Source organism: Brumimicrobium sp. (genome assembly GCF_048268645.1).
GTDB lineage: Bacteria > Bacteroidota > Bacteroidia > Flavobacteriales_D > Crocinitomicaceae > Brumimicrobium > Brumimicrobium ulvae.
In genome coordinates, this window is record NZ_JBLWVE010000017.1 from 1 (window position 1) to 20,514 (window position 20,514).

The window sequence follows — 20,514 nt, forward strand, 5'->3', positions numbered from 1 at the left end:
GAGCCGTATGAATCGAGAGGTTCACGTACGGTTCTGTGAGAGGTTTAGGGGTGAAACTCCCCTTTACCTACTCGACTGTGCTTTCGTGCTTTTATTTTTTAATTAACCAATCATGTAACTCATTTAAAAAGGAAAATTCATCCTCTGTAACTGAGTACTGATGAAAGTTTTCATTTCTCAATTTTTCAAGTTTAACCATCCATTGAGTTTTGGCGTCTTTTCCGCCACTAATTTTCTGTTCTGTTGGCTTTGTGTAATGTTTTTCAAAAACATCTCTCCAATTTTTTAAAGCTATTGCCCTGTAAGCTATAATTGTCAAACAATCCCAAACTTCGACTTCATCTTCTTCATTTTCAATTTTCAAGTTTTTTTCAAATGCTATTTCATTAGCTTTTTTAGCTACTTGTGGCGGAACACCTTTTTTAAACCAAGACTTACCAAATTTATCTTCCAGTCTTTCTTGAAAATCTTTCTTGAAAAATGTCTCAAGATCTCTAATTATCTCAAAAGCTTTTGTGTTGAATTCTTTAGCTTCTTTTTTATTGTACTCTTCTAAACCGTCTGGCACAAAATCTGTATGGACTTCAGAAACTTGCTGTTGTAATGTTCGCCAATATTTTATATCTCCATTACCACCATATGCTTTCCTTAATGCTAATTCAGTTTCTTGGTCTATGTTCTCAAAAAATGTTATTATTGGATCTAAATAAGTTTTACTTTCTTCAAAAACTTTATTTGGATTATTAGTATTCTTTAATACTCCTTGTTCCAGTAAAAAATCAATAATATCACTTTGAAGTCTTATAATAGCATATATTCCTTTATTCATTACTATTATATTATTTTCAGCTTCCCATAATTCAGGTAATGAGTCTTTTATGTAATTAAATACTAAAGTCAATAATTTACTTAATCTATCATATGTTGTATCTAAATCTCCATTGTAAAAACTACCAAGTTCCTCTATTTTAGACTTTGTAACTTTACCAATAAGATTAGATTTTTTTAATGCGTTGATAATTGTCGCTTGAGTAACAATCTTACTATCTTCACCTATAGATATTTTATCAAACAATGCGGATTTTCTTACTTCGCCTAAATAAATTGCTATTCTAGCACATAGTGCTTGAATTTGATCTGTGTAGCTATCTGATGTCCATTTTAGATCAGCATCTAATGTTGTTCTTAAATTCTTAGAAACAGCTTTTTGGTTTTCATTTATCTGCATGAACAACTTAACTTGCTCTTCTCTGTCTAGATTTAGAAAAGCGACAACTGGTATTGAGTTACTACTTTTATACATTGAGTCTGAATAACCATATAATCTATGTTGTCCATCAATTATAAAGGCTGACCTGTATCGTTTTGGTAAGTGTAATATTCCAATTTTTGCAATGCTAGATTTACTTTGTGTATTTGCAGGTTCAAATTTTAGTTCCTTTCGTCTTCCTGAATCCAAACTAATTATTATTGAATTAGGGAAGTAACCTTTTTCTTCATCTATGAAGTTGTGAATAGATTTTAATCTTGAACGTTTTATGATACGTTGATATGTAGGCATCATATTGACATTTGCTTTATTTCTATGAAGTACATATCCTATTTTCAACAATTTCTCAGGTTCAATAGAAAATGAATAATATGTATGTCCACCCATTTTGCCTTTAATTGCTGGAATTTTATTGTCTAATTCGGGAATCTCTTGATCATGAAATAAATTTCCAAGCAATTGATATTTTGTAGCAATTCCAATTTGACGAAGCATTTTAGAATAATAGTCTATTTGTTCTTCATCAAAGTGTATTCCGTTGATATTTTTTAACCTATTTAAATCATTATCTGATAAAGCATAATTTTCTGTAGCAAAAATGAATCTAAATTTCAATTTTTGATCTGGGAAAATTGATCTTAACGAGGTTCTGATCCCTTCTATTTTGCTGTTATATGCTTCAAGTTCTTTTTTGAAGTCTCCTTTCTTGTTTTTCTCTTTTGTAGATTTACATTCTACAATAATTAACGACTCATCATCTTTTGCTAGAACATCTATCTGTTGAGTTAAATTCGGATTATTTTTATCATAAGGAATATCTAATTTTCTATTTCGGTTTAAGATTTTGAATCCAAGAGAAGCGAACATGGTCCATACCTTATCTTCAAAAAGAACATCATGAGTTTTTAATTTTTTCAAGCGAATTTTAGTTTTGAATTCTCGCTCTAACTCCCAATCTTTTGCATAATATTCTTTTAAAAGTTCTTCATTTTTTTTAAGAATACTTTCGCTGATGAAATCCTTTTTTCTAGTCCGTAATTGGGTTTTGATTTCATTACCTGAAACTAGTTTTTGAAGTATAGCTATTTTTAAATCTTCTGTCATATTTCAGTATTGGTTATAATAATTTCTCTATAATTTGTTCTAGATGCCCCTTTACCACCAATAGTACTTGATCTTGAGATTGGTATTTGATTACCTGTTGTATATAATTCTCTTATTGAATCGTGAAATGCATTAGTTACTAAAAAGTGCACACCTCTGTTTTCAAAATCTTCTGTGATTTTTGCTAACTGAATTTGATTTTTCCATGAAAAAATTGATTGATTGTATTGAATAAAACCATTATTTTCATGTGCAACAGTATATGGTGGGTCAATAAAAACGAAGTCATCAGTATTTGGCTTTCTGCATCTGTCCTTGAAATCTTGCGTTGAAAAATAAGTTTTATCCAAAATTTTAGATATTTCTTCTAAATGTTTAAAATCATAAATTTTCTTAAGCTCTCTTTTTCCATATGGTACATTATATTTACCATTTAGATTTACTCTGTAAATGCCATTGAAAGAAGTTCTATTTAAATAGATAAATTGTGATGCTTTTTCTATAGGATTTTCAAAATTTTCTTCTCTCATTCTGTAATATTCTTCTTCATTATCTTCATGATTAGATAAATGATTTATTAGTTCTGGAAGATTATTTTTAATTACTCTGTAAGTGTTTATTAAATCTTTGTTTGAGTCAGATAGATATGCTTTATTTTTGATTAAGCCTTTAGATTTTAAATAAAAAAAGATTGACCCTCCGCCTAAAAAAGGTTCGTAATAATTTTCAAATTGATTAGGTACAAAGTTTTCAATGTGCTTTCTAAACCAATTTTTTCCACCTGCCCATCTTAAAAATGGTTTTATGTATGTGTTTTTTTCTTTTTTAGTCATTTATTCTCTTTCTGTTTAGGCATGAAGCACAACAATTGGCTAATCGTATTACGTTTAGCCAACCTATATCTTTTTACCAAATATAACATTAATTTCAAGCACTTCGCCCTTCTAACCCTCTAAAGTAAGAGCAGTTACAGGCCCAATCACAAAAAAAACCTCCTTGTCGCTATCCGATAACAAGCATTTATAAACACTTACCTTCGATTAAAATGATAAAACAAAAAGCGCTCTCAATTCAATTTTAATCTTCGTTGTTAATCCTCCAAGTCCTTCAGCTCTTCTTCAACAAATTCAGCCAATGCTTTGATGTTCTTTTTTGAGAAGTCAAAGGTAATGTTTGCCGTTTCGTAAACGCCAGGAATTGATTTGGTGTATCCTAAAGCCAAAGCCTTTTTATATGCTGAGATGGTCTTTTTAAAATCGTCTTTGCTGTTTTTCCAAACGGCCAATGCTCCCAATTGCGCCATTCCGTATTCGATGTAGTAAAAAGGCACTTCGAATAAATGCAATTGACGCTGCCAAGAGTATTCACGAACAGCTTCGTAACCTGTCCAGTCCGTAATTCCTGTTCCGTATTCATCCAGTAGGGCAATCCACTTTTCTTTTCGTTCCTCTTTTGAATGCGTAGGGTTTTCATAAATCCAGTGTTGGAATTCATCAATTGTTGCTACCCAAGGAAGTACTTCCAAAACGGTTTCTAATTGCTCGATCTTTGCGCGGGTCAAATCTTCTTGATTGTCGTAAAATTCATCCCAATAATCCATGGTTAACATTTCCATGCTCATTGAAGCCAATTCAGCAATTTCTGAGGGGAAACTTTTAAAAGAAGTCAACTCCAAATCTCTTGTTAAAAACGATTGAATGGCATGTCCTCCTTCGTGAATCATGGTGATCAAATCTCTTTGTGAACCAACAGAATTCATGAAAATAAACGGAACTCCAATTTCATACAAAGGATAGTTGTAACCTCCTGGAGATTTCCCGTCTTTTGAATCTAAATCTAGGTAACCCATCGCATCCATGGTTTTTAAACAATCACCAAAGTAAGGATCGATTTTATCAAAAATAAGGGTTGTTTTCTCTAATAATTCTTTGCCGTCTTTAAATGGTTTCAAAGGTTTTCTTCCCAAAGGATCAACCTGACTGTCCCATGGTTTTAATTTCTCTTTACCCATCAATTCTGCCTTTTTTTGACTGAATTTCTTGACCAAAGGCACAATTTCATCTTTTACAGACTGGTGAAAGTCAAAACAATCTTCTTTGGTATAATCGAAACGACCGAGTTCGTCAAACATGTAATCGCGGAAGTTGTCATAACCGGCATTGGTGGCTACTTTATGACGCAATTGAATCAATTCAGTAAATAAATCGTCCAATTGTTCAGTGTCTTCAGCTCGACGTTTGGCCATTTTTTCAAAAATGGTTTTACGTAAAGTTTCGTCGTTTTCTTTTAATAAAGAACTTGCTTTTTGCATCGTGATTTGCTCTCCTTCATGCTCAATAGATTGCGCACCACTTACTGCTCCATGAATTTGACTTTTCTCCGCCAACTCAGCATTTAATGGAATATTTTCTTCACGAAACAATTTAATCGCTGTGTCAATTCCTCTAAAGTAGATTTTATACGCTTCGTCTTTAAATTCAGATTTGAATGGAGAAGCCGATAGTTTTTTATTTAAACGAAAGGAAAAAGGCTCAAGTTTGGGTTGAATTTCTTGAACGAAAAAAGAATATGCTTCCGCTAATTCTTGATCCTTTGTGTCAATGGTCATTTTAATATAGCGCCACGCTAAATCTTCAGAAATCACTGCTTCCAATTCACTTTGGTCACTGATCCATTTTTCAAACGTTTCTTTTGTATCGATAGCGCGGTTTTCTAAATCAATAAAAAATGGCTCTAAATTCTCCCAAGTATCTATTTTGAAACTATCGGGTAAAAATGTTCTTTTTGGACGTGTAACTTTCATTGTGATATTGTTTTCTGAAAATGATTACGTCCCGAATAAAACTCGGGACGTAAAATTTAAAATGCTTATGAATAAAAAGATTATTTCTTTTCTTTATCTTCTTTCTTTGCTGCTTTTTTTGGAGCAGCTTTCTTAGTCGTTTCTTTTTTCGCCGCTGGTTTTTTGGCTGCAGGTTTTTTATCTGCTGCTTTTTCAGTTGCTTTTTTCTTTTTAGCTTCCTCTTTAGGTTCTTCTTCCTTTTTTTCTTCTTCCAACTTAATTAAACCCGCTTTCTGAAGAATGTTATACCACTGGAATAATTTCTTAATGTCAGAAGGATATACACGGTCTTGATCATAATCAGGAAGAATTTCTTCTAAATAAGCTGATAATTTATTTAAGCTTTCTTTATGAGAAGGTCCCTCACCACAATTTTCTTTGGTAGCTAAACTAGTGTATACTTCTTTCAAAGGAACATCTTCTTCGTAAGTATAAATACTAATGTCTTCTAAGGCTGAAATACGATCAGTTGAATAAGCAGGGATGCGCTTATTGTCAATTAATGACTCAACGATAATGTTATTCTTTGATTGGGCAACTACTTTAAATAATCCAGGCTTTCCTGAAATTGAGATTATTCCTGATAAATCCATATAATTTATTATTATTTTAGAACGTCAAAAATAGAAAGAATATACTAAAAAGTAGCTTTACTATTCTTTAAAAAATGGTAAGACCTTTATTCCTTTGTTCGATTCTACCTTTATAAGGTAAGCACCACTGGATAAATGGGTGATGTCAATATTTTGTTTTTGCCCGTGAATTGGGCTTGTCATTACTTTTTGACCGGTAATGTTGGTAATTTCAAATTGAAGTAGGTACTCTCCTTCGGTCTTGATGTTTAAGATGTTATTGGCTGGATTTGGATAAATTACCAGTGTGGATTGATGCTCTTTTGAAACATTTAAAGTCCATTCAATTGCATTGGAAAAGCTTTTACAATTATCTGGTCCTTGAATTGCCACGCTGTAATAACCCATCTCTGTCGGGGTATAACTTTGTTGCGTTGCTCCTGGAATTGGAGTGTCATTCAAATACCATTGGTAATTTGGAGCGCTGCTAGAAATTAAAGAATCTCCCGAAATATTGATGCTGGGATTCTCTAGTGGACTGCCTTGAACAATAATGACTGTGTCTGAATAAATTTTACAAGCTTGTAGGTCTCTTCCAAAAACAGAAATTGTGTCTGGTTGAGGAACAATAACTTCTGGTGCGAAGGAACCGTTCGACCATTCATAGCTTAACATAGGAATGTTGGTGGTCAATTCAACTGGCATTTGGCAAATTGCAGAGTCTCCTAAAATCTGAAGGTTTCCATTCCTACTTACCAGTAAATCAAAAGCATTAATTTTTCCATATCCATATCGATTGTTTGGTGTTGTTCCGGTATAAACGTCACTCTCAGCAGTTCCGAAAAGGTCATTTTTGAAATCATCAATTGAACTGTTTGGACATCGTTCAAGATAAAGCGCTGCAATTCCTGCAACTACTGGCGAGGCCATAGATGTCCCTCCATTTCTTAAATGATAACCTCCTTCGCCTAATGATCCATTGTATGCTGGATTGCCCACCATAAACATGGGGGCACTTCCTAAAGTAACGTCCCCTGCTGCACTAATGTCGGGCTTAGTTACTCCACCACGTGAAGGTCCTCGACTAGAAGAAGGAGCTATTTTGCCTGTTGGCGTTACATCTGAAGGGGTGTAGAAATTTCCATTGTGATCAGTATGACCTTGTCTTCCTCTTAGGTTTGCTACGGAAAGTATTTTCGGCGAACAATTCCATGAGGAGACTACACTTTGCAAACTGTCCGGCATTACATAATTTACAATAGGTGGAAAATCGCTTGCTGAAGGTGGATTGGCGACAATGGTATTCAGTCCAAACGAATAACCACTCCAAAGGTCGTATTTCCCATTGCCCGTTGTGCTGAAACGCATCAGATAATCAGTAGAGTCAACTGTAGAGAAAAAGCCTTGCATGTGGTAATTACTTCCTACATATTCGGTGTAAATCTCTAAGGTTGCAATGCGCTCTCCATTTTGATTATATAAAGTGTCGTAAATAGGAATGCCAACATTTAATTGCGCAAATCTGTATTGCGTTTCTGCAACATTTGAATAAGAAGGAGCGTTTTTATTCGCACCAAAAGAATAATGAAATTGAGCATCATTGATATCGGACCATAGGTCAAAAAACACGGTATTGTTTCCTAAACTACCAGAGGGATTGTTTTCAAACCAAACAAAGTTGGTGTCTGTTGAGTTCATGATTTGCTGCGCGTGGTAGGGGGCGTTGTTTCCAGAGTTCCCAGCAGCGCCAATGATAATTCTTCCATTTTTTTCTTCAACCAGTTGGGTCATGAATTCACCCGCGGGGTCTTTTCCGTCATGACTACCCAAATAACTTCCAACACTTAAATTGATTACTGCCGGTTTCCCTAAGCTATCAGCAACTTTGAATACATAATCGCAGGCATCTGCAACGGTAAGCGTCCAGTTGGGTAAGTTAAAGTTGGTTTCTATAAAAATGATTTCGGCTTCAGGCGCCATTCCTTTATTTTTACCATTGGCCAAGCCATTTCCAGCACAAATTCCTGTAACAGAAGTTCCATGACCAACAGATTCTTCTGTGCTCGTAATGGTACCATCTTGAATTTGGTCTTCGTACCAGATTTGACCATAATTATAAGGGGCTGGTGAGTTTGTAGGGTTGGTGATGGATTGGTCCCAATAACGAATAATGCGATTTTTACCATTGGCGTCTGTAAAGTCGGGATGGGTGTGGTCTAATCCCGCATCGACCAATCCGATAATTACTCCTTTCCCAGTATAGCCTTCGAGAAGTGGAGGAATCCCGCTGTGGGCTTGATTAACATTGTGCATCACACGAACAGAATCATCGAGAAGTGATGGGGGAGCATATTCAAAATAAAAATCAGAAATATTGTGCTCATTGATTTGTTTGAATACCCATTCAGGAGATTGCGTAATATAGAGCCAATTTTCTGTCGTTTTTTTGATTTCTATTCCTTCAGACCTTAGGAAGTTGATGTTTTTTGTATTGTTTTCTAAAGAAAAAGGCATGATTGTTCCAGGGGCTTCTTTGATTAACTTGTTGAATCCCAGTTTTTGTGAAAATAAAGTACAAGGACTCAAGAGGAGTATTAAGTATAATATGTATTTTTGGAACACCATTTGTTTATGTATTTGACCAATTATTTTATGAAATTTGTCGTACAAACAATAAATATCGTAAAATTGTTAAATAATTTCAACATTTGCGTTAAATTCAACGTGTAAATAAAAACAAGTATGAGAAAAATATTTTTAAGGCTTATAATGCCTGCACTTATTGGAGCTTACTTTTCTACAGCAACAGCACAAGTAGATAAGAAGGTTTTAAATTGGTACAACTCTTCGAAAACGGGGATGTCAACAGACAAAGCATACAAAAAGCTGAAAAAAATCACTCCTGATACAGTGATTGTAGCAATCATTGACTCTGGAATTGATACAAAACATGAAGATCTTCAGGGTGTAATTTGGGTAAACAAAGGAGAAATTCCAGGAAACGGAATTGATGATGATGGAAACGGGTACATTGATGATATCCACGGTTGGAACTTTTTAGGAAATGCCGATGGAGAAATGCAAGGACCTGCACGTTTAAATGTAACAAGAATCTATGCTGAATTAAAGCCAAGATTTGAGGACGTAGAAGCAGATGATGTAAAAGCAGAAGACAAAGAAGATTATGCTTTATACCTTGAAACAAAGGCCGTAGTAGAAGAGAACCGTGAAAAGTACGGAAACTATATTGCTCAAATCACTCAGTTGAAAGACCAAATGCTGCCAATGTTGCCAGAAATGATTGCCAACATGATGGGCGTTGAAGAGTTAACTGAGAAATCTTTGAAAAAATGGAAAGCTGAAGGTGCTCAAGAAAAACAAATGAAGCAGTTAGGTCTTCAAATTCTTTCTGGAGAACTAACAGAAGAAACATTGAATGAACAAATCGAGCAACTTCAAGGAATGATTGATCACCACCATAATCCTGATTATGATGATAGGTCTTTAATCGGGGATGATGTTTACGATATTACTGATACCAACTACGGTAACAATAATGTGAAAGGACCAGACTCAGAGCACGGAACTCACGTTGGTGGAATTGTAGCTTCACTTCGAGGAAACGGATTAGGTGGAGACGGTGTTGCAGATAACGTGAAACTAATGTCTTTAAGAGCAGTTCCTGATGGAGATGAGTTTGATAAAGATGTCGCTTTGGCTATTCGCTATGCTGTTGATAACGGAGCAAAAGTAATTAACGGTTCGTTTGGTAAATCTTATTCAAGCCTTCCACATGCAGTGTATGAAGCAATTATGTATGCGCAAGAAAACGATGTGCTTTTCGTTCATGCTGCAGGTAATTCAGCTTTAGACTTGGCATTAAATCCAAACTTCCCAGCAGTGAAATATGATTTCCAAGAGAAACCGTTTACACACTTGTTGACGATTGGAGCATCTACACGTGTTCATGATGAGGAATTAGCAGCAAGATTCTCAAACTATGGTAAATGTGAAGTAGATATCTTCGCTCCAGGATTTGAAATCTATAACGCATTCCCAGAAAATGAATATAAAGCAATCGCTGGAACATCAATGGCTGCACCAATGGTGTCTGGAGTAGCAGCATTGTTGAAAGGATACTTCCCTTCTTTGACAATGGCAGAAGTGCGTCAAATTATTCTTGATTCTGGAGACTATTTTGGTGATACCTACCAAAAAGTTCCTGGAAGCGATGAGTTAGTTATGTTTGACAACTTGTCTAAAACTGGAAAAGTAGTGAACGTACTTTCTGCAGTTAAACTTGCACAAGAAAGAGTTGATGCGAAAAAAGCAAAATAGATGAACTCTATGTTAAAAACGAAAGTTTAAATAAACGTTTATAATAAAAATATAAAAAGGGTGTTCTATATTGGACACCCTTTTTCATACCAAAGAATTATGATTAAAAATTTCATTCTTTTATCCTTACTATTGATTGTTACTTATGGTTCAATGGCCCAAGAGGTTTTTCCTTATCTTGACAATAGGGATTATTTTAAAAGCTTTCACGAAGGTCGATCTACACAATTGGACCATTTAAAACCTATCGATGTTAAGTTTTCTGAACACATCATTGCGTTTATTGACAATAAAAGTGACCTTATCATTTTTGATGGAGTAAAGACAGAAAAACTTTCTGGACTTGCAAATGATTACAAAATTGGACTTAATCTTGTAGCCTGGAATACTGGACCAGTGGTATACGTGTGGGATGATGGTTTCAAACAAATTTTAACTCACTTTGGTAGAGGATATGCAGTTTCGGATAGCTTAGTTGTTTTCGAAGACATTAGAGACAATGCCGTAAGGGTTTATTACAATGGTCAAATTCATGATCTGTATTATAGTGTTTCAGATATTTATTTACCTCAACACATTGGTTCAAACACGGTCGCTTTCCAAGGAAACGGAAATGTTAACTATGCCTTTATTTCAGGTGAAATCGTTGAAATAGGTGTGTTCAACGAATATATCCAATATGCACCAGGAGGAAATCTAATCGCTTTTAACGATCCTTTTAATCAATCTTTTGCTGTCGTCTTTAAAGATGAGGTGGTCGATGTTGAACCGACAATGGTTCAGAGTTACAAAACTGGCTATGATATGATTGTTTATTTAGACCGAAACAATAACTTAAAAGGATATATTGATGGCGAATTGGTCACTTTAAGTTCTTATGCTTCCAGTTATGAAGTGTTTAGAGATATGGTTGTTTGGATTGAGAATGGTGTGCTCTATACTTTTAACAAGGGCAGAAGGTATGAAATTGCCAACTATGTTCCTGAAGAATATAAAATTCGTGAAGGTATTGTAGCTTTTAGGAATTTGAATGGAGGAGTTTCAGTTTTCCATAATAATGAAGTAGAAATTGTCAGCAACTTAACTGGTGCTCCTTTTGAAGTCAATGGGAATACAGTAAAAGTAACCGTGCATAGGGGAAATTATATTTTCTTTAAGAATGGATATTCCTATCAGCACTAAATCATACGATAATACTTTCTTAATCTTGAGCTAATCTTCACTTCTTAAGATATTTTGAGTTTTGCATAAAAAAAATGGAACTATTTTTTTATGCATTCGCAGCAATTATTTCAATTGCTAACCCTTTAGGAACCTTACCGATATTTGTAGGGTTGACTTCCGATTACTCGAAAAAAGAACGCCGAAAAACGGCCTTGCTCACAAGTTTTAACGTACTGGTGATATTTCTAATGTCCTTTTATTTGGGGTCATATTTGCTTGACTTTTTCGGAATTAGTTTGAATTCACTGCGTATTGCAGGAGGATTAATAATTGTTTCCTCTGGGTTTGCTTTGTTGACTGGAAGATTCAATAAGCACAAAGGAATGGACAAAGAACGTGTTAAGTCCGATATTGCTTCAAGAGAAAGTATTTCTTTGACCCCACTCGCTATACCCATGCTGGCAGGGCCTGGCTCAATTTCTTTGTTGATTGGTCTGCACCAAGAATACACTTTATGGAATGCGCATTATCTAATTATCATAGCTATATTACTGGTATGTCTGGTGATCTGGGGAATGCTAAGTGCATCTTCAGTAATTGTTAAATACCTTGGAGCATCTGGAATCAATGCTGTTTCACGCATCATTGGTTTTATAGTCATTGCAATAGGAATAGAATACATCAGCACTGCCGTGGTCAATGTTGTGTTGTCGATAATTGCTTCAGTTTAGTTTTGGGAATCAGTCTCAAAAGTTGGTGAAGGATTCATCCCTCACTTATTGAGTAAGCAAATGATTGATTAGTGGTTTTAACCACTTTTATGGTCAAAATATTGATTAATCCTATTTCAGATAGATAGATATTTATCAATTAGTCTTGACGCTAATTTTGCCTGTTTTTTTATCATACTATATTTAATTTAATACTATTCACACAGCTATATTTTAGAATTAGGGAAAACCCTTGGTCAAGAGTTGAGCAAACACCATACTTTTGTTATATAAATTTTAAAAACAAACGTTATGAAGTTAAACAGACTATTATTATTGAGTTTAGGAGTTGTCTTGTTGATGGCATGTAGACGAGAAGGTTGTACAGACCAAACCGCAATCAATTATGACGATAAAGCAAAGAACGACGATGGAAGTTGTATGTATGATGATGGAACACCTGGAGGTGGAGGTTCTGGAGGAACAGGACCTGGAGGCGAAACATTGCCGATTAGGTTGACAGGGACTGAGACAAGCAATATTACCATTCAAGATCAATCTACGAATCCAAATGTTGCTGATTATTATATAGACAATACTTGGTCCATTGATGCTGCTGTTACAATAGAGCCGGGTGTTAAAATAGATATGCGCTCTGGAGCAAGGATAGTTGTGAAAAGCAACGGTTCTTTAAACGCTACGGGTACACCAACGAATAAAATTGTATTATCAGGATCCCAAGATGTTGCTGGTTATTGGTACGGAATTGATTTTGAGAGCAATAATCCAAACAATAAGTTGATTCATTGTAACATTTCAAATGGTTCAAAGTATTACAATTCACAACCTGCAACTATTGTTGTTGAAAATAATGCACAGGTTACAATTCAAAACACACACCTTAGAAAAGGAGGCGATTATGGAATAATGACAGATGGAGGCGATGCAAAATTACCTGACTTTATGAACAACACCATTAGTGAGTTTGGAGCTGCGCCTTTATTGTTGTCAGGATTAGGTCACACGCGATATCTAGACAACTCTACACAATTTTTAAACAATGCAGTTCAAATGATTTATATAAATGGATCAGATGTAGAGAGTGCATTAACAGTTCCTAAGCTTTCGATTCCCTATTCATTCAGAAAGAATGTTTTCCATAATTCTGGACACACTAGTGTGGAGGCTGGTACTGAGTTTAGAATGGCTGCAAATATAAGATGGATGGTTGGTATTAATGCTTCATTATCTTTAGATGGTACTTCCTCAAACCCCATTACAGTTACTGGAGTGCAACCTTCTAAAGGGTGGTGGTACCATATTCAATTTGAGAGTAATAACATGAATAATAATATCTCCTATGCCGATATATCAGGAGGTAATAAATACTATAATAGTCAGCCTGGTATGGTTTATATTAAAAATGCAGGTAGGCTTTCAATGGATAATACTCACTTGTCAAACTCCTTGACTTCTGCAATTGATGCTGGTACTCCTTCGAACTTTACAAACAATAACGGTAATACTTATAATGACTGTGATGAGGGGGGAGGTTTACTTCCTTAAGTTCAAATATTTTATACCTTTGTTATAACATTAAATACTTAAAAAAATGAAAAATATATTAGCAGCAGTATTCTTATCAGTGTTGTGTATCGGATACACTCCAAATACACAGGCGCAAGAAGGGTACGAAGGGAAAAAGCTTTACCTTGATTTAGGTGTAGGGTTATCGAGATATGGATTTGTAGATAATTATTTATATAATTACTACGGGTATGATAGATACTCATTGCCAACACTAAGAGCGAACTTGGAGTATGGGTTTAACCACTTTATTAGTGGGGGTCTTTATGCAGGATACAATCACTATGGTTATAAAGGAACTGATGTTTATAATTCACTCGAATATGAATATAGAAACCATACCAGCTATTTTTCTGTTGGGGCAAGAGCTACTTTTCATATTTGGGCTTTCTTGAACAACCATCTAGATTTAGGTCTTGGTGTAAATCAATTGGATCTATATGCATCCGTAATGACAGGTATTCGAGTTAGGACACATACAACTAAAGACCTTTCGAAAACAAGTACAAAACGTACTTTTGGTGGTCACTTTGGTCCAACAGTAGGTGCAAAATATTACTTTGTAAACAATATGGCTGTATTTGCAGAAGGAGGATATGGTTCTTCAAGCTTTGGAGTATTTGGAATTACATTCAAGTTTTAACAGCCTAAACAATCAGCAGTAGCTGATTAACTTCAGGAAGCGGAGCTCTTTTTTAGGCTCCGCTTTCTTTTTCCTTGAAATACCGTCTGTTATTCCTGACGGGAATTAGTTAAAATGCTTTTAATTAGAGAACTAGTTTATCAATCAGGAATCCTTATATTTGTTTTTATTATTATAAAAGCAGATTTATGCTACCTAGATTACTCTACAAAATACTGGCCTCCTTAGTGTTTAAGCTATTTGCTTTTTCTTCAGTAATAGCGCAAACAGAATTCCATGATGATTCATTGAAAATTGTCGAAAACGCCAATAAAATACTTGCTGTTGAAATTGATATTGAAAATCAAGAAGAGATTATTGATTTCTTGGGACAAGGAGTAGTGCGTCAAAACGAACTTGCAAAAGATTTAATTCAGTTCTACCTGGCTCGTTTTTATTACCTAAAACAGCAATTGCCTAAAGCCATTATTGTAGCCAATAGAAACATTGAAGACAACTACAACCCTAACGATAGTGATGCGAAGTTTTTTAATATTAAAGGGGCTATTCACAGTCTAAGGCGAGAGTACAATCTTGCTATTCAATCATTTTTAAAGGCGGCTAAAGGATATCAGAATCAAGGCAACGAATTGCGTGAACATGTGATTTACAACAATATCGCTAATATCTACCTAGCATTAGGCGATCATAAACAAGCCTATCATTACAGTAAATTGTGTTTTTCTGTGTATGGCCAATATCCTATGAAACCCAATTTTTTGAGTTTTTTAGGAATTTTAATCGTTTGTGAAAACAACTTGGACATGCTGGACAGTGCAAAAGCTCACATTGATTTAGGAATGAAATATGTCGATACCACTAAAGATATTCAAGGGAAAATATTAATGAACTTTGTTAAATCAGAATGGGAGTATAAAAATAAAGAGTTTCACAAAGCGATCCCTTTTGCAATCAAAAGTTTAAGACTGAGCGAGCAATATCAACTGAAACAATTTGTAATTATGAGTGAAATTCTATTGATGAATATTCACAATGAATTAAAGGAATATCGATTGGCACTCGATTATGGACTTTCAGCAAAAAACAATCAAAAGTATTACAGCAATATTTCGATGCAACATTCTATCACCAATGGTTTGTCGGTGGCGTATGCAGGAATCGGAGAATATGAAGAAGCGTATCTTTTTATTAAAGAAACAGATTCTTTAAAAAGCATTGATCGATCTGAAAAAAACAAGAGAAGTATGGATAGCTTGTTGGTGCAGTTTGAATCTTTGACCCATAAAAATAAAATCCTAGGTCAAGAAGCTGTTATCGCCATTCAAAACCATACGATAGAGCGTCGTAATAACGTGTTAATTATCATTGGATTCACTTTGTTGCTTCTGTTTCTTTTTATTATCTCTTTCTTTATTTATAATCGTCAAAGGTTAAAACTGATAAAAAACCAACAGGAAGTTGAAATTGCAAACGCCATCACAGCCTCTGAAGAAGCAGAACGAAACCGATTGTCAAGTGAGTTACATGATGGACTCGCGGCTGAGCTAACCGCTTTGAAGTTAGAATTAGAACAACACAATTCTATTTCTGAACGTGTTTTCTTTATGCTGAATAAAGCCCATCAAATTACCAGAAGAATATCACATAACCTTTCGCCATTCGTGATCAATAAAAAAAGTCTTGTAGATGCACTAGCATATCTAGTGGGCAATAATAATGTCAATGGAAACCTGTCTTTTTATTCTAATGTTTCTAATGATCTCAACCTGAAGCCTAAAGTAAAAACCTTATTGTATCGGTCTACCCAAGAATTGCTTCAAAATGCACTTAAACATTCAAATGCAACAGAGATTGTTGTACAAGTAATTTTAAATAAAGACATGTTGACCATAAGTGTTGAGGACAATGGAGTTGGAATGGAGAAAGAACTTATTCATAACTCTGTAGGTTTAGGTTCTTTGATGAACAGAATTCAATTAATCAATGGTAGTTTAGACATTGATTCATCGCCAAATCGAGGAACAACAATATTTATTAATTATAAAATTGAAAAATGAAAGATCAAGCCTTTAACATATTAATCGTAGATGATCATCAAATGCTACTTGAAGGAGTGCGGAGTTTTGTTGCAGGCCAATTTCCAAACGCATCCATTCTGTTGGCTTCTTCTCATAAAGAAATTTTAGGCATCTTGAATAAAAGGAATATTGATGTATTGCTGCTGGACCTTATTTTAGGGAATGAAGATTCAAGAACCTTCTTGTCTCAACTTTTGCAAATTCAACCCGAAATGAAAATCATCGTTGTTAGTTCAATGGAAGAAGAATCAATTGTAAATGCCTTACTTCAAAATGGTGCTAAGGGTTTTGTGGGTAAATCAAGCTCTACAATGTATATTGCCGAAGCTATTAATGCTGTAGCTGCTGGAGAAGTATACATTGATCCTTTGCTAAAAAGTCATATTCAAAAAAAGAATGAACACTTAAATACGACTGCAATTGTTTTGACACTTAGAGAGAAAGAAGTGTTGAGTGAAACCTTGAAGGAAAAAAGGATAAAAGAGATTGCAGAAGCACTATTTATTTCTGAAAAAACAGTAGAAAATCACCGCTCGAACTTGTTTACAAAGTTTGAAGTTTCAAATGTGTCAGGTTTGGTGAAAAAGGCTCTTTTACTAGGGTATATCCCCGGAAAAATTGATTAATTCAGTGACTTATATTCAGCGATCCATTGTGGATCCATGACGTCTTTCAATAATTTAAAAAAGCTAGTGTCGGCAAAAAAATCTTGGTCATATCCGCGAACGCCATACCGATCATAAATATAGGCTTGTTGCTTAAGTGAAGGCCTGATTTCGCCCATGCTCCATCCATCTCCTAAACGATGATCAAAGGGATGTGATTTGAAACGGACTTTCCACAATGAATCAAAAGCGGCACCATAGTCGATTACAGTTCCGTCATCTAAAGTATCATTGTACATGCCGTGCTCTTCAAAGAAATCGTGAAATGTAGTGGTCCTGGGAATAGGCCATTGACCAGTGCCGATTTTAATTAAGCGATCTAAGCTCACTTCTTGAATGGATTGAAGACGTTCTCCTTTATAAAAAACCAAAGCGTATTGCGTAAGTCCCCCTGTTGGAATAATACCAATCTTGACACCAAAAGAAACTTTGTCTGGTGCGCTCCCTTTCGCTGAATTGTTTTTTTGAGTCAAACTTAACCCAACAACCAACAGCAGAATAACAACGCTATATAATAGACCTCTTTTCATAATTTATAAGTCTAAATTACAAAAGGGATGCGTTAAATCAAAACATATTAAGATTGCTCAAGGTGAGATTTGTTAAGTAAATCTAAAACTGTTTTTACTGGAGTAAAAGTTTCCGAAGGAACCTCCACAAAAACACTTAACCAATCAGACATGCTGCCATTCCATAATCCAGGTCGCTCAATAAAGCGAATGTCTTTGTCTTGATAAGATTTTTCTACAATGAAATATTTCCCAGGATCTGCAAAGTCCTTCAAATCTAGCTTTTTTCCATTGATGTCTTTTGTGGAAACCGCCATGAGTACTGGGTTAAAGTACTGACTTTGAACCATGAGCCTGTATTGATCTCCATCTTTTCCAATTTGAGATTTCTCAACAATTTGCTTTGAAATTTTTCCGTTTTCTTTTACCCAAAATGGTCCACCACCAGGTTGACCTTCATTTCGGACCATCCCACAAATGCGAATTGGGCGATAAACAATTGATTTGATCTCCTCATCCGACATTTCTGCAAAATTTGTTTCTGGATTTACAAATTGATATTGCAGGTTTAAGGTCGTCAATTGAGCTCTTGTATTTTCGCTTTCCATCGCCTCTTTTAATTCCGATTTCAGAATGTCAAGCATTCCTCCTAAGTACTTTAGGTTTTCAATTGAAGGCTCTGATTTGGCTTCGTGTTGAATATTATCAATGTTCTTGATGAAAATAATATCGCTTTCTATAGCGTTGAGATTCTCCAGTAAAGCACCATGTCCAGATGGACGTGTAAGTAAGTTTCCTGCTTCATCTGTGAGGGTGTTCTTGTCTTTGTCAAAGGCAACAGAATTCGTTAACGGATCTTGTTCAGACCATTCGATATTACAGGCTCTACCTGTAAGTTGACGAATAGAGTCTAACGCCGAAGCAATTTCTGATTCATGCGCTTTGTTTATAGTGAAGTGGAAGTTGATCTTGTCTTCTTTTAACCTTAGTCCTTGCAATAACTGTTCTTGAAAAGCATTCAATACAAAGCTCCTTGATTTATGGAAAGGAACCAATCCTTTTGGAATTAGACCTAAACCTAGTCCTTCAGGTTTTAATAAATAAGAAACAAAGTCATCAAGACTTATGTCGTATTCTCGCACTTTTTTCTTTAAGTCATAAGGCAGAATATCAAAAAAGGCAAAAGATTCAATCGCATTTAAAAAACGTTCGGTAGAACTGCGGGAAACTTCGTCTGGCTGCGCCAAGAATTCATATAAAAATTTAAACATTCTTGATCCAGTTCCAGATGCTGGAATGAAAAAGTAAATGGTTTGTTGCCCATTCTCAAAACGAATTTTGAAGCGATTTTTCTCAAAGTCAGAATGGCGAATAATTCCTTCGTTCAACCTACATGGGCTAACTAGGTTGATTTCAGGTTGGCTACTGAACACCATTTCTTTGTGCTTCTCAATTAAAGTCGATTTTTTATCTATTTCCATACCATTTCAATGTTATGATCACTATATTTATCCTTGATTCTGGTTTATTATGCTGATTTTAATTCGTGAATATATAAAATATTGCTTGATTGCAAAGCGCAGGCATGGTATTCATTCCCCATTCATGTTCGATTTTGGAGATAAATGCTTGAATTTGTCAGTGCCCACCTATGAGTTCGAAATGTTCAAAGCATTAAAGGCTTCATTTTTAAAGAACAAAACCTTGATCGAGGTAGATGATTTGGGAGCAGGATCTAAGAAGTTGAACCGTCAACGCTCAATTCAACAAATCGCTAAAATTTCGGGCAGCAACGACAAGTACGGAAAGTTACTTTTCCGATTGGTAGCACATTATCAACCCAAAAATGTTTTGGAGTTAGGAACATCACTCGGATTAGGTACATTTATGTTAGCGGCTGGGAGCAGTGATGTAAATGTTACAACGGTAGAAGGTTGCAAAAACACCTACGAAGTGGCGAGACGTAGTTTCCCTTCTTCTCAGCATCATAAAGTTCAATTTGTAAACAGTTCCTTTGTTGATTTCTTGAAAAACCTAGAAAAAAAGCAGGTCTTCGATATGATTTTTATTGATGGTGACCATAAAAGCGATAGCTTGTTTGAACAGCTTAAAATACTTGATCCACACATTCATGACGAAACAATAATTGTTCTGGATGACATTCGTTGGTCGAAAAACATGTTGAATGCTTGGCAAAAGTTAACCTTAAATAAAAATTACCACTTAACCATTGATCTTTTTAAAATGGGAATCATCGCAAAACGATCTCACCAAGAAAAAGAACATTTTGTAATCAGGTATTGAGTTTTGCTTCTTCGAAACGACTAAAGCCGTTGTTTTAACGATAAATCTTTGTTTTTTTTCGACAAGCTAAGCGTCTAATTTTAAGATGCTCTAAATGTTTTTTTACAGAAAACGATACAAATGTTAAAATAATCAAATATTTTTTCTATATATTAGTATCTCAAACACCTAGCAGATGGATCGATATATAGAACAGTTAATAGAGGATTTACTCAGTGCGGAGGCATCCCAAATTGCCATCAGGAGTCATCTTGACATTTTAGGTGAATGCGAAGTTCTGGAGCCTGATTCAGACGATTGTGAATTTAATGATTGTTCAGAAACGATGCCCCTATCTCAAATCGTGAACCTCGATAAATCAATTTTCCCACCTGCTGAAAAATTATCCGACGAGCAAATAGATTTAATCTATATTCACCTATTGCGTGTATTAGATAATTATAATTTTTTCCTCGACTTTCCAGACAATGTGCCCAATAGAGTAAAATATAGCATGTTGCTCGCTATTTTTGACGAGGAAACGACTTGTTCTAATGCCTATGTTACGAATATTGAGTTTTGTGATTATGATTACGATACATGTCCATTTGGTATAGAGCTTTGTCAATGTAAAATGTACGAAGACCGATGTGATTAAGAATTTGCTTTCTTGCTGCAACAGTTGAATTCCCAACCCATTAACATTCCCATAATCAATGTTAATGTTTCCTTAACATTAAAGTTTGACT

The 20,514-nt window shown here is 35.0% G+C and carries 16 protein-coding genes; 9 read left to right on the forward strand and 7 right to left on the reverse strand.

The genetic code is table 11. The features are described from left to right. Positions 1–91 precede the first annotated feature (91 nt). From ACN0U3_RS12230 to ACN0U3_RS12250, 5 genes are all read right to left on the reverse strand, one after another. A complete protein-coding gene (locus ACN0U3_RS12230) occupies positions 92–2,374 on the reverse strand; it encodes a DGQHR domain-containing protein (protein WP_417266442.1) in 2,283 nt (760 codons plus the stop codon). After that, on the reverse strand, positions 2,371–3,207 hold the full coding sequence (locus ACN0U3_RS12235; protein ID WP_417266443.1) for a DNA adenine methylase: 837 nt from the start codon (positions 3,205–3,207) through the stop codon (positions 2,371–2,373). The genes ACN0U3_RS12230 and ACN0U3_RS12235 overlap by 4 nt, the downstream gene beginning before the upstream one ends. A 257-nt stretch (positions 3,208–3,464) precedes the next feature. After that, entirely contained in the window at positions 3,465–5,177 is a 1,713-nt protein-coding gene (locus ACN0U3_RS12240) for a M3 family oligoendopeptidase (protein ID WP_417266444.1), read from the reverse strand. Positions 5,178–5,257: 80 nt separating this feature from the next. After that, positions 5,258–5,809, reverse strand: coding sequence for a DUF5606 domain-containing protein (locus ACN0U3_RS12245; protein ID WP_417266445.1), 552 nt, complete (start codon positions 5,807–5,809; stop codon positions 5,258–5,260). Between the two features lie 60 nt (positions 5,810–5,869). Continuing rightward, positions 5,870–8,413, reverse strand: coding sequence for a S8/S53 family peptidase (locus tag ACN0U3_RS12250; RefSeq protein ID WP_417266446.1), 2,544 nt, complete (start codon positions 8,411–8,413; stop codon positions 5,870–5,872). 117 nt (positions 8,414–8,530) lie between these two features. Here ACN0U3_RS12250 and ACN0U3_RS12255 point away from each other — a divergent pair, with 117 nt between their 5' ends. The 7 genes from ACN0U3_RS12255 (at position 8,531) to ACN0U3_RS12285 (ending at position 16,934) form a co-directional block, all read left to right on the forward strand. After that, complete coding sequence (locus ACN0U3_RS12255; protein ID WP_299207704.1) at positions 8,531–10,126, forward strand: S8 family peptidase; 1,596 nt, start codon at positions 8,531–8,533, stop codon at positions 10,124–10,126. Positions 10,127–10,225: 99 nt separating this feature from the next. Continuing rightward, positions 10,226–11,308: a hypothetical protein gene (locus ACN0U3_RS12260; RefSeq protein ID WP_417266447.1), complete on the forward strand. Its 1,083-nt coding sequence runs from the start codon at positions 10,226–10,228 to the stop codon at positions 11,306–11,308. A gap of 74 nt (positions 11,309–11,382) precedes the next feature. Then, positions 11,383–12,021: a MarC family NAAT transporter gene (locus ACN0U3_RS12265; protein ID WP_417266448.1), complete on the forward strand. Its 639-nt coding sequence runs from the start codon at positions 11,383–11,385 to the stop codon at positions 12,019–12,021. A 291-nt stretch (positions 12,022–12,312) separates the two neighbouring features. Beyond that, on the forward strand, positions 12,313–13,566 hold the full coding sequence (locus ACN0U3_RS12270) for a hypothetical protein (protein WP_417266449.1): 1,254 nt from the start codon (positions 12,313–12,315) through the stop codon (positions 13,564–13,566). 46 nt (positions 13,567–13,612) lie between these two features. Continuing rightward, positions 13,613–14,230 (forward strand): hypothetical protein, encoded by a 618-nt coding sequence (locus ACN0U3_RS12275; protein ID WP_417266450.1) that lies wholly within the window; start codon positions 13,613–13,615, stop codon positions 14,228–14,230. A gap of 188 nt (positions 14,231–14,418) precedes the next feature. Further along, positions 14,419–16,287, forward strand: coding sequence for an ATP-binding protein (locus tag ACN0U3_RS12280; protein WP_417266451.1), 1,869 nt, complete (start codon positions 14,419–14,421; stop codon positions 16,285–16,287). Beyond that, positions 16,284–16,934 carry a response regulator gene (locus tag ACN0U3_RS12285; protein ID WP_417266452.1) on the forward strand — a complete coding sequence of 217 codons (651 nt, stop codon included), beginning with the start codon at positions 16,284–16,286 and terminating at the stop codon, positions 16,932–16,934. The genes ACN0U3_RS12280 and ACN0U3_RS12285 overlap by 4 nt, the downstream gene beginning before the upstream one ends. Here the strand turns inward: ACN0U3_RS12285 and ACN0U3_RS12290 are convergent. Together ACN0U3_RS12290 and ACN0U3_RS12295 are read right to left on the reverse strand one after the other, a co-directional pair. Beyond that, entirely contained in the window at positions 16,931–17,503 is a 573-nt protein-coding gene (locus ACN0U3_RS12290) for a hypothetical protein (RefSeq protein ID WP_417266453.1), read from the reverse strand. The genes ACN0U3_RS12285 and ACN0U3_RS12290 overlap by 4 nt on opposite strands. 47 nt (positions 17,504–17,550) lie before the next feature. Then, entirely contained in the window at positions 17,551–18,963 is a 1,413-nt protein-coding gene (locus tag ACN0U3_RS12295; RefSeq protein ID WP_299207679.1) for a DUF4301 family protein, read from the reverse strand. A gap of 49 nt (positions 18,964–19,012) precedes the next feature. On the opposite strand from ACN0U3_RS12295, the gene ACN0U3_RS12300 reads away from it, so the two are divergent. Then, entirely contained in the window at positions 19,013–19,786 is a 774-nt protein-coding gene (locus ACN0U3_RS12300) for an O-methyltransferase (RefSeq protein ID WP_417266454.1), read from the forward strand. A gap of 175 nt (positions 19,787–19,961) precedes the next feature. Continuing rightward, positions 19,962–20,423: a hypothetical protein gene (locus ACN0U3_RS12305; RefSeq protein WP_299207673.1), complete on the forward strand. Its 462-nt coding sequence runs from the start codon at positions 19,962–19,964 to the stop codon at positions 20,421–20,423. Positions 20,424–20,514 lie beyond the last annotated feature (91 nt).

Coding starts and splice junctions, on each gene's coding strand:
- ACN0U3_RS12260 (WP_417266447.1), top strand. CDS start 10,226: ATGATTAAAAATTTCATTCTTTTATCCTTACTATTGATTGTTACTTAT.
- ACN0U3_RS12230 (WP_417266442.1), bottom strand. CDS start 2,374: ATGACAGAAGATTTAAAAATAGCTATACTTCAAAAACTAGTTTCAGGT.
- ACN0U3_RS12280 (WP_417266451.1), top strand. CDS start 14,419: ATGCTACCTAGATTACTCTACAAAATACTGGCCTCCTTAGTGTTTAAG.
- ACN0U3_RS12250 (WP_417266446.1), bottom strand. CDS start 8,413: ATGGTGTTCCAAAAATACATATTATACTTAATACTCCTCTTGAGTCCT.
- ACN0U3_RS12290 (WP_417266453.1), bottom strand. CDS start 17,503: ATGAAAAGAGGTCTATTATATAGCGTTGTTATTCTGCTGTTGGTTGTT.
- ACN0U3_RS12235 (WP_417266443.1), bottom strand. CDS start 3,207: ATGACTAAAAAAGAAAAAAACACATACATAAAACCATTTTTAAGATGG.
- ACN0U3_RS12295 (WP_299207679.1), bottom strand. CDS start 18,963: ATGGAAATAGATAAAAAATCGACTTTAATTGAGAAGCACAAAGAAATG.
- ACN0U3_RS12270 (WP_417266449.1), top strand. CDS start 12,313: ATGAAGTTAAACAGACTATTATTATTGAGTTTAGGAGTTGTCTTGTTG.
- ACN0U3_RS12305 (WP_299207673.1), top strand. CDS start 19,962: ATGGATCGATATATAGAACAGTTAATAGAGGATTTACTCAGTGCGGAG.
- ACN0U3_RS12245 (WP_417266445.1), bottom strand. CDS start 5,809: ATGGATTTATCAGGAATAATCTCAATTTCAGGAAAGCCTGGATTATTT.
- ACN0U3_RS12285 (WP_417266452.1), top strand. CDS start 16,284: ATGAAAGATCAAGCCTTTAACATATTAATCGTAGATGATCATCAAATG.
- ACN0U3_RS12300 (WP_417266454.1), top strand. CDS start 19,013: ATGCTGATTTTAATTCGTGAATATATAAAATATTGCTTGATTGCAAAG.
- ACN0U3_RS12265 (WP_417266448.1), top strand. CDS start 11,383: ATGGAACTATTTTTTTATGCATTCGCAGCAATTATTTCAATTGCTAAC.
- ACN0U3_RS12240 (WP_417266444.1), bottom strand. CDS start 5,177: ATGAAAGTTACACGTCCAAAAAGAACATTTTTACCCGATAGTTTCAAA.
- ACN0U3_RS12255 (WP_299207704.1), top strand. CDS start 8,531: ATGAGAAAAATATTTTTAAGGCTTATAATGCCTGCACTTATTGGAGCT.
- ACN0U3_RS12275 (WP_417266450.1), top strand. CDS start 13,613: ATGAAAAATATATTAGCAGCAGTATTCTTATCAGTGTTGTGTATCGGA.